Annotated in this window: 14 protein-coding genes; 6 read left to right on the forward strand and 8 right to left on the reverse strand. The window is 71.5% G+C overall.

Annotation, left to right across the window (positions count from 1 at the left end; translation table 11 throughout):
* Positions 1 to 59: 59 nt before the first annotated feature.
* On the reverse strand, positions 60 to 512 hold the full coding sequence (locus AB0C28_RS31055; protein WP_357860923.1) for a hypothetical protein: 453 nt from the start codon (positions 510 to 512) through the stop codon (positions 60 to 62).
* 153 nt (positions 513 to 665) lie between these two features.
* On the opposite strand from AB0C28_RS31055, the gene AB0C28_RS31060 reads away from it, so the two are divergent.
* Positions 666 to 1,943 (forward strand): MFS transporter, encoded by a 1,278-nt coding sequence (locus AB0C28_RS31060; RefSeq protein WP_358079480.1) that lies wholly within the window; start codon positions 666 to 668, stop codon positions 1,941 to 1,943.
* Positions 1,944 to 2,090: 147 nt separating this feature from the next.
* Positions 2,091 to 2,519: an RICIN domain-containing protein gene (locus AB0C28_RS31065; RefSeq protein ID WP_358079482.1), complete on the forward strand. Its 429-nt coding sequence runs from the start codon at positions 2,091 to 2,093 to the stop codon at positions 2,517 to 2,519.
* 34 nt (positions 2,520 to 2,553) lie between these two features.
* Here the strand turns inward: AB0C28_RS31065 and AB0C28_RS31070 are convergent, their stop codons facing one another.
* A complete protein-coding gene (locus tag AB0C28_RS31070) occupies positions 2,554 to 2,943 on the reverse strand; it encodes a VOC family protein (protein WP_357860911.1) in 390 nt (129 codons plus the stop codon).
* Positions 2,940 to 3,686 carry an ArsR family transcriptional regulator gene (locus AB0C28_RS31075; protein WP_357860908.1) on the reverse strand — a complete coding sequence of 249 codons (747 nt, stop codon included), beginning with the start codon at positions 3,684 to 3,686 and terminating at the stop codon, positions 2,940 to 2,942. Before AB0C28_RS31075 ends, AB0C28_RS31070 begins: the two co-directional genes overlap by 4 nt.
* Before the next feature lie 133 nt (positions 3,687 to 3,819).
* On the opposite strand from AB0C28_RS31075, the gene AB0C28_RS31080 reads away from it, so the two are divergent.
* On the forward strand, positions 3,820 to 4,767 hold the full coding sequence (locus AB0C28_RS31080) for a M56 family metallopeptidase (RefSeq protein WP_358079484.1): 948 nt from the start codon (positions 3,820 to 3,822) through the stop codon (positions 4,765 to 4,767).
* A gap of 66 nt (positions 4,768 to 4,833) precedes the next feature.
* Here AB0C28_RS31080 and AB0C28_RS31085 read toward each other — a convergent pair whose 3' ends face one another.
* Positions 4,834 to 5,298: a DUF998 domain-containing protein gene (locus AB0C28_RS31085; protein ID WP_358079486.1), complete on the reverse strand. Its 465-nt coding sequence runs from the start codon at positions 5,296 to 5,298 to the stop codon at positions 4,834 to 4,836.
* 173 nt (positions 5,299 to 5,471) lie between these two features.
* Here AB0C28_RS31085 and AB0C28_RS31090 point away from each other — a divergent pair, with 173 nt between their 5' ends.
* A complete protein-coding gene (locus AB0C28_RS31090; protein WP_357860899.1) occupies positions 5,472 to 6,077 on the forward strand; it encodes a helix-turn-helix domain-containing protein in 606 nt (201 codons plus the stop codon).
* A 226-nt stretch (positions 6,078 to 6,303) separates the two neighbouring features.
* Here the strand turns inward: AB0C28_RS31090 and efeB are convergent, their stop codons facing one another.
* From efeB to efeU, 3 genes are read right to left on the reverse strand one after another with little or no spacing between them, the layout of a single operon-like run.
* Positions 6,304 to 7,530: an iron uptake transporter deferrochelatase/peroxidase subunit gene (gene efeB, locus AB0C28_RS31095; RefSeq protein ID WP_358079488.1), complete on the reverse strand. Its 1,227-nt coding sequence runs from the start codon at positions 7,528 to 7,530 to the stop codon at positions 6,304 to 6,306.
* A complete protein-coding gene (gene efeO, locus AB0C28_RS31100; RefSeq protein ID WP_358079490.1) occupies positions 7,527 to 8,654 on the reverse strand; it encodes an iron uptake system protein EfeO in 1,128 nt (375 codons plus the stop codon). Before efeO ends, efeB begins: the two co-directional genes overlap by 4 nt.
* Positions 8,655 to 8,665: 11 nt before the next feature.
* Positions 8,666 to 9,493, reverse strand: coding sequence for an iron uptake transporter permease EfeU (gene efeU, locus AB0C28_RS31105; RefSeq protein ID WP_358079492.1), 828 nt, complete (start codon positions 9,491 to 9,493; stop codon positions 8,666 to 8,668).
* A 107-nt stretch (positions 9,494 to 9,600) separates the two neighbouring features.
* On the opposite strand from efeU, the gene AB0C28_RS31110 reads away from it, so the two are divergent.
* Both AB0C28_RS31110 and AB0C28_RS31115 read left to right on the forward strand, forming a co-directional pair.
* Positions 9,601 to 10,008: a BlaI/MecI/CopY family transcriptional regulator gene (locus AB0C28_RS31110; RefSeq protein WP_357860887.1), complete on the forward strand. Its 408-nt coding sequence runs from the start codon at positions 9,601 to 9,603 to the stop codon at positions 10,006 to 10,008.
* Between the two features lie 46 nt (positions 10,009 to 10,054).
* Positions 10,055 to 11,488: a PLP-dependent aminotransferase family protein gene (locus tag AB0C28_RS31115; protein ID WP_358079494.1), complete on the forward strand. Its 1,434-nt coding sequence runs from the start codon at positions 10,055 to 10,057 to the stop codon at positions 11,486 to 11,488.
* Between the two features lie 87 nt (positions 11,489 to 11,575).
* Here the strand turns inward: AB0C28_RS31115 and AB0C28_RS31120 are convergent, their stop codons facing one another.
* Positions 11,576 to 12,928, reverse strand: coding sequence for an FAD-binding protein (locus AB0C28_RS31120; protein ID WP_358079496.1), 1,353 nt, complete (start codon positions 12,926 to 12,928; stop codon positions 11,576 to 11,578).
* Positions 12,929 to 12,953 lie beyond the last annotated feature (25 nt).

A 12,953-nucleotide genomic window follows, 5' to 3' on the forward strand; every position in this document is an offset into this window, starting at 1 on the left:
TACTTCGCCTTCGTGTCCAAGCGGCTGGGCATGTTCTCGTAGGACGGGAGCCGGCGGCCTCACGCCGGGACACGTCTCGTCGCCTTTGCGTACGACCTGATCATCTCCAGGGACAGGACGATCGCGACGGCACCGAGAACCCCGTGGTACCACCGCCAGCCCACGCCGATGCCGACGAAGCCGTCCACGATCATGATGCCGCCCCCGCCCGCGACGGCCAGCCCCATCCCGGCCAGGACGAGCAGCATCAACGCCCTCGGTGCTCTGCGGCCGGCGGGCGTGACCGTGGCCAGGGCGACGCACGCGCCCAGTACGCCGGTCGCGGCCGCGAGCCACTGTGCGGTGGCCGGGTCGAGGAAGTAGCCGGCGGTCTCGGCAGCCGACACGGGCGGCCCGCCCGGGAACCCGAGCCGGGCCTGCGCGGCGAAGGCGGCCTTCCCGGCGGCGTAGCCGAGGAACAGTGCCGCCATCAGGTACGCCGGCCAGCGCCGCGGACGATTCGGATCGCTCATGGGCCCGAGCGTAGGAAGCGCGGGCCGGGCGTCGCCTCCCCGCGGCGGGGAGGGCGGCTCCCTCTCATGGGGGATCAGGCGCGAAAACCCAGGTGAGAATTCCGGACCGCTCGTGCTAGGAAATAGGGCTCATCATCGGACGGGACCAGGGCGGTGCATCGCGTGGCGCGGGCGGCGGAAGACGAGGATGTCGAGCGGAGACGCCGGAGGCGGTGGCCGCTGCTGACGGCGGTGGCGGTCGACTCCGTGGGCACGGGCCTGTATCTCCCGCTGTCCCTGCTGTACTTCCTCAAGGTCACCGACCTGGACCTGGCCACCATCGGCCTGCTGGTCAGCGTGACCACGGCGCTGACGCTGCCGGTGCCGATCGTCGTCGGGCGGCTGGCCGATCGGTTCGGGCCGCGGCTGGTGGTCGCGGGCGGCCAGGCGCTGCAAGGGGTCGGCTTCCTGCTCTACCTGACGGTCTCCGGGGCGGGCTCTCTGGTGGCCGCCGTCCTGGTGACGATGGTGGGGTCGCGGGTCTACTGGTCCTCGATCTTCACGCTCATCGCCGACCACGCCGACCACACCGGGTCGGGGGAGACGAAGGATCACTGGTACGCGCGTACGGGGATGATCAGGGAAGCGGGCGCCGGCGGCGGGGCACTGCTGGCCAGTGCGATGCTCGCCTTCGACTCCACGGGCGTCTACGACGGGCTGATCCTGGGCAGCGCGCTGGCGTTCCTGGCCGCCGCGCTCATGGTGGTGCTGGCCGTGCCGGCGCTCCCGCACGCCCGGCCGCCGACGAACGGCCCCTCCGGGCACCGGGCGCTGCTGCGGGACCGGCCCTACCTCGCGCTGATCGGTACGTGCACGATCTTCGCCCTGTGCAGCACGTTCCTCGCCCTGTCGCTGCCCGTCTACGTCGTCCAGGGCCTGTCCGGCCCCGACTGGGTGCCCGGCCCCCTCCTGGCCATGAACACGCTGCTGCTCGCCACCTGCACGGCGTCCCTCACCCGGTTCGCCCGCCGCCACGGCACCCGCGCCCGCGCCCTGACCTGGGCCGGCGCGTTGTGGGCGCTGTGGTGCGCCTTGTCGGCGGCCGCCGTGCTGCTGCCGACGCAGGCGCTGGTGCCGTACCTGGTGGCGGTGGTGCTGGTCTACACCGCCGCGGAGATGATCTCCGGGCCCGCGACGAACGCGCTGGCGGCCGACGCGGCGCCGGCCGGGTCGCGGGGCACGTACCTGGCGGCCTTCCAGTACTCCTTCGCGGTCGCGAACATCGTCGCGCCCGGCCTGTTCGGCCTGCTCTTCAGCCGGCACCACCAGCTTCCCTGGCTCGTCGTCGGCCTGCTCGCGACGCTGGGCGCGGTCCTCATGCTGCGCCTCGAACGCCGGCTGCCGCAAGAGCGCCAACCGGCCGGGGCCGGCGTGCCGGAGAGCGCGGCCTGACGACCCTGGGACTCAGGTCCCAGACCGCCCGCGTCGGCTTCCCTGCCACAAGGGCTTGACGTCCCTGGAATCGAGGACGCCGGGAGCGCGCGCCTGTGATCGCAGGCGCCATCCACGTCCTGCTCGATCGATTCGAAAGAGGTCCTCATGGCCGACATCGCCGTACGACGCATCCTGGTCCTGGCCGCCGCTGCCGCGCTCGCCCTGTCCGGCGTCTCGGCTGCCACAGCGGCAGCCGACGATCCGGAGGAGACAGGCACGGTCGAGGGGCCGGGACTGACCGTGATCAGCTACGTCCAGCTCCAGAACGAGCGTAGCGGGAAGTGCCTGGAGGTCAACCAGGCCGGCTCGACCAAGGGCAAGGGCGACAACGCCAAACTCCTGCAGTGGAACTGCCACAGGGGCGCCCAGCAGCAGTGGCACAAGGCGCAGCTGAAGGCCGGCTTCCTCAAGAACAGGCGCAGCGGCAGGTGTGCCGAGCCCGACCAGCGGATCGGCAAGGGCCGCGCCGAGGGCGGCCAGGTCCTGCAGTGGACCTGCCACGGCGGGTCACAGCAGCAGTGGAGACAGCGCTGACCATCAGCGGGATCCTCCGATGATCCGGCCGGGATCAGGCCTGGGCGGGCTGGAAGAGTTCGACGAGGTTGCCCGCGGGGTCGGTGAGCAGGATCTGGCGTCCGCCGGGGCCGGCGACCACCTCGCTGACGAACGACGACACGCCGGCGGCACGCAGGCGGGTGATCTCAGCGTCCAGGTCGGCGACGATGAGGTGGATGCGGTTGCCGCCGGCGCCGAGGCCGGTGGGGGTGGCGCGGGCGCCGGAGCTGGCCGGTCCTGACAGCAGCAGCCGCAGGGGCCCGCGTACGACGTCGGCGAAGGCCGGCGCGGCGTCGAGGCGCACGGTGAAGCCCAGGTGCTCGGTGTAGAAGCCGACCGCGGCGGCCACGTCGTCCACGAGGTAGCGGACGCCGGCGAGTTGTTCGGGGGCGGGTGCGGTCATGGCAGGACCTCCTGGGACATGAGGACGGGCAGCAGGTGGCGGACGCGGCTGTCGATCTCCGCCGCGACGCGGTCGAACGCGAGGTGATCACCGCCGGCGGGGTCGGGGATGCTCCAGTGCACCTTCCTGGAACGGGGCCCGAAGCCGGGGCAGACCTCGCGGACCTTGTCGCACAGGCTGATCACGTAGTCGAAGCGGCGGCCGGTCAGGGTGTCCAGGTGCCGGGGCCGCCGGTCGCTCACGTCGATGCCGTGGCGATCGCGCAGGACGCGTACGGCCTCCGGATGCAACCGCGCGCGGGGATGGCTGCCCGCGCTGGCCGTCTCGACGCGGCCGGCGGTGTGATGGCGCAGCAGGGCCTCGGCGATCGGGGAGCGGGCGCTGTTGCCGGTGCAGGTGAACAGCACGACGGGCGGGCGAACGGATACCGGCGCGGGGGAGGGCGGGGCCGGGGCGAGGCGGAGCGCGGGGTGCAGGAGGGCGCCGGTGCCGGCCAGCGCCTGGGCGCAACGTTCCAGGTCGAGGTGGTAGTAGCTGTCGCGGGCGTCGAAGCTGCTGCGGCGGGCGGTGACCAGCCCGGCGCCGCGCAGCTGCCTCAGGTGGTAGGAGACCAGGTTCTGCGGCTGCGCGATCAGGTCGACCAGCTCGCGGACCCGGTGGTCGCCGGTGGCCAGCTCGGTCAGCAGCCGCCATCGGATCGGATGGGCGGCCAGCTTCACGAAGGACGGGGGCGAACTCGCCATGCAGGCGACGATACATCAAAACAGTTTGATGCATAAGGCTCGGGCCGCACCTGGCCCTGGCCGACGCCGCCTGCCCTTCCTTCCGGTCTGCTTCGACATTAGGTTAGGGTTACCTTTCTTCTGGAGTACGGCCTTGTTTGATCATTTCGTCTGGTCCGTCGTGGCGGTTCCGGTGGCGTTGGTCGTGGTCATCGCGCTGCTCGCCGACCGGCTGCCCCCGGCGCGCGCGGCCAAGGTGCTGGCCTGGTCGGCGGCCGGGACCGCGCTGGCGAGCGTGCTCAACGTGGCGGCGTTCACCGTTGTAGCCGCGGCGGAGATTCCCGTCATCGCCGGATATTTCGGATGGTCCTACCAGACGGTGATCGCCGACACAGGGCATGTGCGCTGGGTTCCGTGGTTGTGCGTGGTCCTGCTGGCGTGGGCGGCGGTGGCCGCCGCCCGGGTGGTGCGGCGGCATCGTGGCGGGCGCGCCTGGGCGGCGGGACTGGCCGCGGCCGAAGCCCACGACGGGGTGGTCATGGTACGGAGCCCGGCGGTGGAGGCGTTCGCCGTGCCGGGCAGGCCCGGCCAGGTCGTGGTCACGACCGGGATGAGGAAGATCCTCACCGATCGGCAGTACGAGGCGCTGCTCGCCCATGAGCGGGCGCATCTCGCTCAGGGCCATCCCCTGCTGGTGCTGCTGAGCGACCTGGCCGGCGCGGTCCACCCCGCGCTGTGGTGGGTCTCCGGCCGGGTCGGCTACCTGAGCGAACGTGCCGCCGACGAGCAGGCGGCTGCGGTGGTCGGCGATCGTACGGTCGTGGCCGGGGCGATCGGGACGGCGGCGCTCGCCGCCCACGGCCGGCCGCCGCTGAAGGACGTCCGGTTCGCGTCGTTCGCCAGGCCGAGGCGCCCTGGCGCGATACCGCGCAGGGTCGCCGCGCTGCTCGGCCACCCGAACGCCGGCGGCCGGGCGTGGCCGACCGCCGGCGTTCTGACGGCCATTCCGGTAGTGCTGGCGGTGAGTTCGCTCGTCTGGACCGGAGAGGCGCTCTACGATCTGGTCGAACTACTCGTCCTCGCCCACGGCGCCCTGCATTGAGCCCACGCCGCCCTGCGCTGAGGCGACGCAGTCCTGCGCTGAGGCGGCGTTCGAAGGACGATCTGCTTATTTCGCCGTCGCGTTCATCGCCTCGCCGGATCCGGGAAACAATCCCAGCAGGACGCCGCCGGCGGCCAGCAGCGTCGCGGGTGCAAGCGCTGCCCAGCGGTGTCGGCCGGGTAGACCGCGCAGCGTGGCCACACCGGCCAGAATCGTGATCCCGAACAGGAAGAAACCGGTGTTCATCACCCATGCCAGCGGTGAGTACATGTGCTGCCCGAACAGTGTCGAGGGCCCGTGGACTCCGAGATTGCTGATGAAGTGGTACGTGTAGCTGTAGGGCGGGTCCGTCCATGCCGCGGCGGCGATGAACTCGGCGGGTAGGAAGATCATCGGCCCCGCGATGAGCAAAGCTCCCGCGGTTCGGTGCTGCCAAGGCCGGCGCGCGTCGGGGACGAGCGCTTCAGGCTTTGCGTCGTTCGCGGGTTCGTTTCGTTCGAGGCTCGAGAACGGGTTGATGTTGCCGGCCATGGTCATGGTCCTTTCCGGTGTCGGCGCTGGTTCGCCGGGGTCGGTGCGAGTTCGTGCCGAGTCGCCGCAGCAGGGGGATCCCAGCCACCCGATAACTTCACTTGCACACTTATTACACCGAGACTACTTTTACCGTCAATGTAGTTGGAGTTCGGCACTAGTAGGATCTGGTCATGGTTGACGGAACGGCCGTGGGACGGCGGGAGCGCAAGAAGGCAGCAACGCGGGCGGCGATCTTGGACGCGGCGACGACGCTCTTTCTCGAGCGCGGCTTCGACGGGGTCAGCGTTCGCGAGATCGCCGACAAGGCGGACGTCTCACCCAAGACGGTCTTCACGCATTTCCCGCAGAAGGAGGCGCTCGTCTTCAGCGACGAGGACGAACGGCATGAGCGCCTCGTGGCCGCGGTCAGCGGCCGGGCGCCGGGGACGACGATCTCCGACGCGCTGAAGGCGCATTACCTCTCCGAGATCGCCGCGATGAGGTCCGGGCCCCAACGCCGGATCCTCACCCTCATGGAAGAGACACCGGCCCTGATCGATTACGCGGAGAAGATGTGGTTCCGCCATGAGGGCGCCCTCGTTGCCGCGATCGCCGAGGAGCTCGGGCACACGGAGCCGACCGACGAGATCCGCTTCTACGTCCGTTTCGCCCTGCAGATCCAGCTCAGCGCCGCCCACGAGGCAAGTCCGGAATCGACCATCGACGCAGGGTTCCGGCTTCTCGACGAAGGCTGGGCGCGCTACCACGAGGCCAGAGACCAGAGCGCATCCGGGTGAAGACGCGCGAGCGGTAGCCTCGCCGAGGCGGACGGAGGCCCCCGGTCACGGGGCTTTGCCGGGGCCCGCAACACTGATCCCGAGCGCTGCGGGCTGTTCGTCGTGAACCCGCGGGTGAAGCGCCGCAGGAGTGAAGCGATGTCGCGGAGACTTTCCGCAGGTGGGCACGGCGAACCGTCGATGCGCCGCAACGATCGGGAGGATAAAGAACAAGCTCAGACCGCCCTCACTCGAACAGGGCGCGCCCCCAATAATCCCCGGCGTCCCTGACGCCGGGCGGGCAGGCGAACACGCCGCTCGACACGTGCTTGATGTACTCGTTGAGGCGATCGGCTCTGGCCAGCCCCATCTGGACCGGTACGAACTGCGTCCGCGGATCACGCTGGTAGGCGATGAAGAAGAGCCCCGCGTCCAGCCGGCCGAGCCCGTCGGAGCCGTCGACGTAGTTGTAGCCGCGCCGCAGCAGGTGCGCGCCGCCGTGGCTGCTGGGGTGCGCCAGCCGTACGTGGGCGTCCGGCTGCATGGCCGCCAGGTCGACCGGGTCGAACTCGTTCTTCTTGCCCACCGGCGCGCCCTCGCCCTTGCTGCGGCCGAAGATCTCCTCCTGCTCGCGCAGCGAGGTGCGGTCCCACGTCTCGACGATCATGCGGATCTTCCTGGTCACCAGGTAGCTGCCGCCCGCCATCCAGCCGGCGCCGTCCTCCGCCCTGGCCCAGAGCTGGTCGCGGAGCAGGTCCGCGTCCTCCAGCTTCATGTTGTTGGTGCCGTCCTTGAAGCCCATCAGGTTGCGCGGGGTCACCTGGGCGCGCGAGGTGGAGGACGTACGGCCGAAGCCGAGCTGCGACCAGCGCACCGACACCTTGCCGAAGCCGATCCTGGTCAGGTTGCGGATGGCGTGCACGGCGACCTGCGGATCGTGCGCGCACGCCTGCACGCACAGGTCGCCCCCCGAGATCTCCGGCACCAGCTGCTCACCGGGGAACTTCGGCAGGTCGGCCAGGGCCGCGGGGCGCCTGGCGGCCAGCCCGAAGCGGCGGTCGAACAGGGACGGGCCGAACCCTATCGTCAGCGTCAGCCCCGAGGCGGGCAGTCCGAGCGCCTCACCGGTGTCGTCGGGCGCCGCCTCGGGCGAGCCGCCGACCGCGCCGAGGGCGCCGGCCTCCCTGCCCTGGGTGAGCCGGGCGGCCGCGGCCGTCCACTCCTGCAGCAGGTCCACCAGCTCGGCCCGTTTGTCGGTGACGACGTCGAAGGCGACGAAGTGCAGCCGGTCCTGGGCGGGGGTGACGATGCCCGCCTGATGCTCGCCGTAGAAGGGGAAGGGGTCGGCGGTGCCGGCGTGCGCGGCCGTCGGTTCCTGGACGAGTGAGCGGGAGGCGATCACGCCTGCGCCCGCTGCCGCGACTCCGGCCGCGCCGAGGCCGAAGACCTTCCTGCGACTCAGCCGTCCGTTCATCGCGCCACGATCGGTGCGATCTTGCTGATCGGCTCGGCCAGCGCGTTGATCACGTCGGACAGGCTCTTCAGCTCGGACTTCGACAGCTCGTCGTGCAGTCGCCAGCCGTCGCCCTTGCGGTGCTCGCCCAGCTCGGCCTCGGCGGCGGCGAACTTCTCGTCCAGGGCCTTGACCAGGTCGGGCGCCCGCTCCTCCAGCACCGGGCGCAGCGCCTGCACCGCGGCCTTGGAGCCCTGGAGGTTGGCGTCGAAGTCCCACAGGTCGGTGTGCGACCAGGTGTCCTCCTCGCCGGTGATCTTCCCGGTGGCCACCTCGTCGAGCAGTTCCTTGGCGCCGTTGGCCAGGTTGAGCGGGGTCAGCTCGGCGGCGTTGGCCTTGGTCACGATGGTCTTGACGTCGGCGATGAGCTTGTCGGCGACGGGTCCGTCCTCGCTGACGTCCTTGGTGATCCACAGATCCTTCTCGATCTTGTGGAAGCCGGTCCACTCCTCGCCGTCGGCCAGATCCGCCTCGCGGGCGTCGATGGCCGGGTCGAGGTCGCCGAAGATCTCCGCCACCGGCTCGATGCGCTCCCAGTACGTACGCGAGACAGGGAAGAGCTCCTTGGCCTTGCCGATGTCGCCCGCCTTGACCGCGTCCACGAACTCCTGCGTCTTGACCAGCAGCGTGTCACTCTGCGACTTGACGTAGCGCTGGTAGCTCCTGGTGGCCTCGGCGAGCTTGGCGTCGGCGGTGAGCGGTTTGTGCTCGCCGGTCACCTTCAGCGGGTTGCGGATGCCCTTGCCGATCATGCCGGGCTTGCACGCCGTCTCGTACGTCCCGGCCGGCAGCTCGGCGATCAGCTCGCGGGTCAGCCCGGGGACGATGTTCTCCACCTCGGCCAGCACGCGGTCGCCCGCGGCGTAGACGTAGAACTCGGTCACCTTGCTGCCACCGTTCGTGATCGCGAACGTGCTGGTGCCCGCGGGGACCTCCGAGACGGCGACCTTGCACTCGGTGTCGCTCGCGGCCACGGCGACCTTGCCCGGCTTCGGCGCCGCGCCGGGGGCGGGGGTCTCCGCCGCGCAGGCGGTCAGCGCGGCGAGGGCGAGCGCGCCGGTGGTGAGACGGATGGTGACGGACATGGTGCTCCTGTTCAGACCGCGGGCGCGGGGGAAGGCTGGGTGCGCGAGGGACGCAGGAAGAGGAAGAGCGTGGGGAGCAGGTAGGCGGCCCACGCGATGGTCTCGGCGACGCTGGGCTGCGGGGTGATGTTGAGCATTCCGGCCAGCAGGGCGCCGTACCAGGAGTCGGCGGGCAGGACGGCGCTGAGGTCGAAGGCGTAGGTGCTCAGGCCGGGCAGGATGTTCGCCTCCTGCAGGTCGTGCACGCCGTACTTGAAGATGCCGGCCGCGACCAGGATGAGCAGCAGGCCGGTCCAGGTGAAGAACCTGGTGAGGTTGATGCGGACGGCGGACTTGTAGATGCCGTAGCCGAGCGCGACCGCGGCGAGCAGGCCGAGGCTGATGCCGATGAGCGGCTGGGCCGAGGTGGTCGCGCCGCGTACGGAGGCGAAGAACAGCAGGGCGGTCTCCAGCCCTTCGCGCGCCACGGCCAGGAAGGCCATGACGACGACGGCCGCCGGCCCGAGCTCCAGTGCGCCGGCGAGCTTGCCGCGCAGTTCGCCGGAGAGCGCGCGGGCGGCCCGCCGCATCCAGAAGATCATCCAGGTGACGAAGACGACGGCCAGCAGCGAGGTGATCGCGTCGAAGAGCTCCTGCCCGGTGTGGCCGAGACTGGCGGCGGTGAAGGTCAGGAACGCCCCGAAACCGACAGAGAGCGCCACGGCGGCCAGCACGCCGGTCCAGACGTGCGGCAGCCGGTCCGAGCGGTCGCTCTTGACCAGGAAGGCGACCAGCACCGAGACGACCAGGGCCGCCTCCAGTCCTTCGCGCAGGCCGATGAGAAAGCTGGCGAACACCATTGCTCCAATGCTCGAGCGAGCGGGACCGACACGCCGCCCTGCTACACGCTTGTAGAAGTTAACATAGGCTCACCTAACTAGCCAGGCGGCCCGGTAGGGTGGGCGCGATGAAGGAAGATCCGGCCGGCGGTTCTCCCGATCACGGCCGGCGCCGCCGGCCCGGCGAGCTGGAGGCGGCGATCCTCGCCACCCTGCGCGACGCGGGGCGCTCGCTCACCCCTGGTCAGGTCCGCGATCTCCTCGCTCCCGAGGGCGGGCTGTCCTACAGCGCCGTCGTCACCACGCTGGTCCGCCTGCACAGAAGGAAGGCGGTCACCCGCCGCAGGGAGGGGCGCGCCTACCGCTACGGCGCGCTCACCGACGCCGCCGGGTTGGTCGCGCAGCGGATGAGCGCCCTGCTCGACGCCGAGGACGACCGCGCGACCGTGCTGCGGCGGTTCGTGAACGAGCTGCATCCGGGCGACGAGGAGCTTCTGCGCCGGTTGCTGGCCGACGAGCCGGGCGAAACGCCGTAGGTCGCTCGGGTGGCAGGAATTGGTACCCGCCGATAGGGTCCGATCCGTGGGGCGATCGAGGACCAGTTCCGGACCGGCCGAGGACCTGCTCATCGAACTCGACCGTGATGCCGGAGTGCCGCTGCACCGGCAGATCGAGGCGTCCATCCGGGCGAGCGTCCGGGCCGGCCGGTTGCGCGCCGGCGCCTCGCTGCCGCCCAGCCGCACCCTCGCCGCCGGGCTCGGGGTCTCCCGCGGGGTGATCGTGGAGGCGTACCAGCAGCTCGTGGCCGAGGGCTACCTGACCAGCCGGTCAGGCGGTTACACCCAGGTCGCCGCGTCGATCCCGCCGGCCGCCGGCGACCCCGCGGTTTCCGGCGCGCGGCCGGCCGCGGCCGGCCCCGGCTTCAGGGTCGACTTCGGGTACGGGCGCACCGACGTGTCGCAGTTCCCCCGGGCCGCCTGGCTGCGCTCGGTCCGCAGCGTGCTCACCACCACGCCTAACGACCGGTTCGCCTACCTCGACGGGCGGGGCGTGCCCGAACTGCGCCAGGCCCTGTGCGACTACCTCAACCGGGTACGCGGCACCCTGGCCGCCCCCGGCCACACGGTCGTCTGCAACGGCTACGCGCAGGGCATCTCACTGCTGATCCAGGTGCTCGCGCGGCGCGGCGCCAGGCGGATCGCCGTGGAAGACCCCTCCTCCGCCGACGACGCCCGCCCGCTGGCCGAGGCCGCCGGGCTCGACGTGATCGGCGTCCCGGTGGGCCAGGAAGGCGTCCGGATCGACGCCCTCGATCTGGCCGACGCCGACGCGCTGGTCCTCACGCCGTCACACCAGTGGCCGACCGGTGGGGTGCTGTCGGCGGCGGCCAGGGCCGAGGTGATCCGCTGGGCCAGGCGCCGCGACGCGATCGTGATCGAGGACGACTACGACGCGGAGTACCGCTACGACCGGTCTCCGGTGGGCGCCATGCAGGGCCTGGCCCCCGATCACGTCGTCTACTGCGGCACGGCCAGCAAGACGCTCGCGCCGGGGCTGCGGCTCGGCTGGCTGGTGCTGCCCGCCCACCTGGTCGCCGACGTCGCCGCGGCGAAGGTGCTCGCCGACCGGGGTTCGGCGGTCATCGACCAGCTGACGTTCGCCGACTTCCTCGGCCGCGGCGAGTTCGACCGTCACCTGCGCCGGATGCGGCCGGTGTACCGGCGCCGCCGTGACGCGCTGCTGGACGCGCTGCGCACCCGGCTGCCGGAGCTGCGGCCGGCCGGGATCGCCGCCGGGCAGCACGTGGTCGCCTGGCTCCCGCCCGACCTGGACGAGGCGGCGGTGGTGGCGGCGGCCGCCCGGCACGGGCTCGGCATCCAGGGCGTCGGGCCGTTCCGGATCGCCCCCGCCGGGCCCGGTGGCCTGATCTTCGGCTACGCCATCCTCGGCGAGAGCGCCATCGCCGAGGGGGTCGCGCTGCTCGCGACGGCCATCAGGGAGGTACGGGGCTCCTGACGCGGCCCTGTCACCTGGCCCCGTCACTGCGCCCGATCACTGCGCCCGATCATTGGGCCCGATCATTGGGCCCGATCATTGGGCCGGTCACTGGGCGGGACGGATGTTCTGGTTCAGATGGAACACGTTCGCCGGGTCGTACGCCGTCTTCACCGCGGTCAGCCTGGCCAGCTTCGCCGCCGAGTAGGCCCGCCGCACCCCACGCTGCCCGTCGGCCAGTTCGTCGGCCGTCAGGGAGTTGACGTAGATCCCGCTGGCATACGGTTCGAGCGCGGCCCCCGCGGCACGAGCGGCCCCCATCCTGACGTCGTCCTCCGCCGGGTCGCTCCACCGGGAGCCGGCCCCGAACTCGAACATCGTGTCACGGTGGCTGAACGCCGCGTCCTCTCCCGGCACCTCGGCGATCGCACCCCCGTGCGCCTGCAGACCGACCCCCGGCAGGTCCAGGCCGGCGCTCAGATCGCAGGCCCCGCGCAGCAGGAACGCCTCGATGGCCGCGGTGGGGAAGCTGCGCAGGTAGTGCGCCTTGGAGTAACGGCGGTAGGCGTGCCCGCCGGTGGAGTCCTCACGCTGCTGCAGTTCGAGGTACGACGGCGTGGTGACGCGGGAGGCTATGGGCCGCCCGAGCGCCCGCATCGCGGGCAGCAGCCGGCGGCCCTCGTCCGGGTCGCCGACCCACACGAACCCCACCGTAGCGATCGGGCCGGAGGGAGTGCCCGAGACGCCGGCGGTGAACGTCGCCTGCCGGGGCGCGACGGCGTTCAGGTCGCGCCAGCCCTCGATGACCGGGACAGCGTCCTCGGCGCGGAAGTCGAACTCGGCGACCAGCGTCCGCGTGCCGGTGTGATGCAGCTCGAATTCGAACTCGGTGACGACGCCGAAGTTGCCGCCACCGCCGCGCAGGCCCCAGAACAGGTCGGGGTTGCCGGTACGACTGGCGGTCACCACGTCGCCTTCGGCGGTGACCATCGTGTAGGAGACGACGTTGTCGCAGGCCAGGCCGTACTGGCGGGCCAGCCAGCCCATGCCGCCGCCGAGCGTGAGCCCGCCGACGCCGGTGTGGGAGACGTTGCCGGCGGTGGTGGCCAGGCCGTAGGGCTGGGAGGCCCGGTCCAGCGCGCCGAGCAGGGCGCCGCCCTGCACCCGGGCGCGGCGGCGGGCCGGGTCGACGCGCACGCCGCCCATGGGCGTCAGGTCGATCATGAGACCGCCGTCGGGCACGGCGAACCCGGCGGCGTTGTGGCCGCCGCAGCGGACGCCGATCTCCAGGTCCAGCTCCCGGGCCAGCCGCACGGCGGCGACCACGTCGGCGACGCCCGCCGCGCGGACGATCATGCGTGGCCGCCGGTCGATCATGGCGTTCCAGACGGTACGGGCGTTGTCGTAGCCGGCGTCGCCAGGGGTGAGCACCTGGCCGTCGAAGCAGGTCGCTGTGATCATGCCCTCAGACTGGCAGGAATCGGTA

Source organism: Nonomuraea sp. NPDC048892 (genome assembly GCF_040649735.1).
Taxonomy (GTDB): Bacteria; Actinomycetota; Actinomycetes; order Streptosporangiales; family Streptosporangiaceae; genus Nonomuraea; species Nonomuraea maheshkhaliensis.

Coding starts and splice junctions, on each gene's coding strand:
- efeU (WP_358079492.1), bottom strand. CDS start 9,493: ATGGTGTTCGCCAGCTTTCTCATCGGCCTGCGCGAAGGACTGGAGGCG.
- AB0C28_RS31065 (WP_358079482.1), top strand. CDS start 2,091: ATGGCCGACATCGCCGTACGACGCATCCTGGTCCTGGCCGCCGCTGCC.
- AB0C28_RS31120 (WP_358079496.1), bottom strand. CDS start 12,928: ATGATCACAGCGACCTGCTTCGACGGCCAGGTGCTCACCCCTGGCGAC.
- efeB (WP_358079488.1), bottom strand. CDS start 7,530: ATGAACGGACGGCTGAGTCGCAGGAAGGTCTTCGGCCTCGGCGCGGCC.
- efeO (WP_358079490.1), bottom strand. CDS start 8,654: ATGTCCGTCACCATCCGTCTCACCACCGGCGCGCTCGCCCTCGCCGCG.
- AB0C28_RS31090 (WP_357860899.1), top strand. CDS start 5,472: ATGGTTGACGGAACGGCCGTGGGACGGCGGGAGCGCAAGAAGGCAGCA.
- AB0C28_RS31055 (WP_357860923.1), bottom strand. CDS start 512: ATGAGCGATCCGAATCGTCCGCGGCGCTGGCCGGCGTACCTGATGGCG.
- AB0C28_RS31110 (WP_357860887.1), top strand. CDS start 9,601: ATGAAGGAAGATCCGGCCGGCGGTTCTCCCGATCACGGCCGGCGCCGC.
- AB0C28_RS31075 (WP_357860908.1), bottom strand. CDS start 3,686: ATGGCGAGTTCGCCCCCGTCCTTCGTGAAGCTGGCCGCCCATCCGATC.
- AB0C28_RS31085 (WP_358079486.1), bottom strand. CDS start 5,298: ATGGCCGGCAACATCAACCCGTTCTCGAGCCTCGAACGAAACGAACCC.
- AB0C28_RS31070 (WP_357860911.1), bottom strand. CDS start 2,943: ATGACCGCACCCGCCCCCGAACAACTCGCCGGCGTCCGCTACCTCGTG.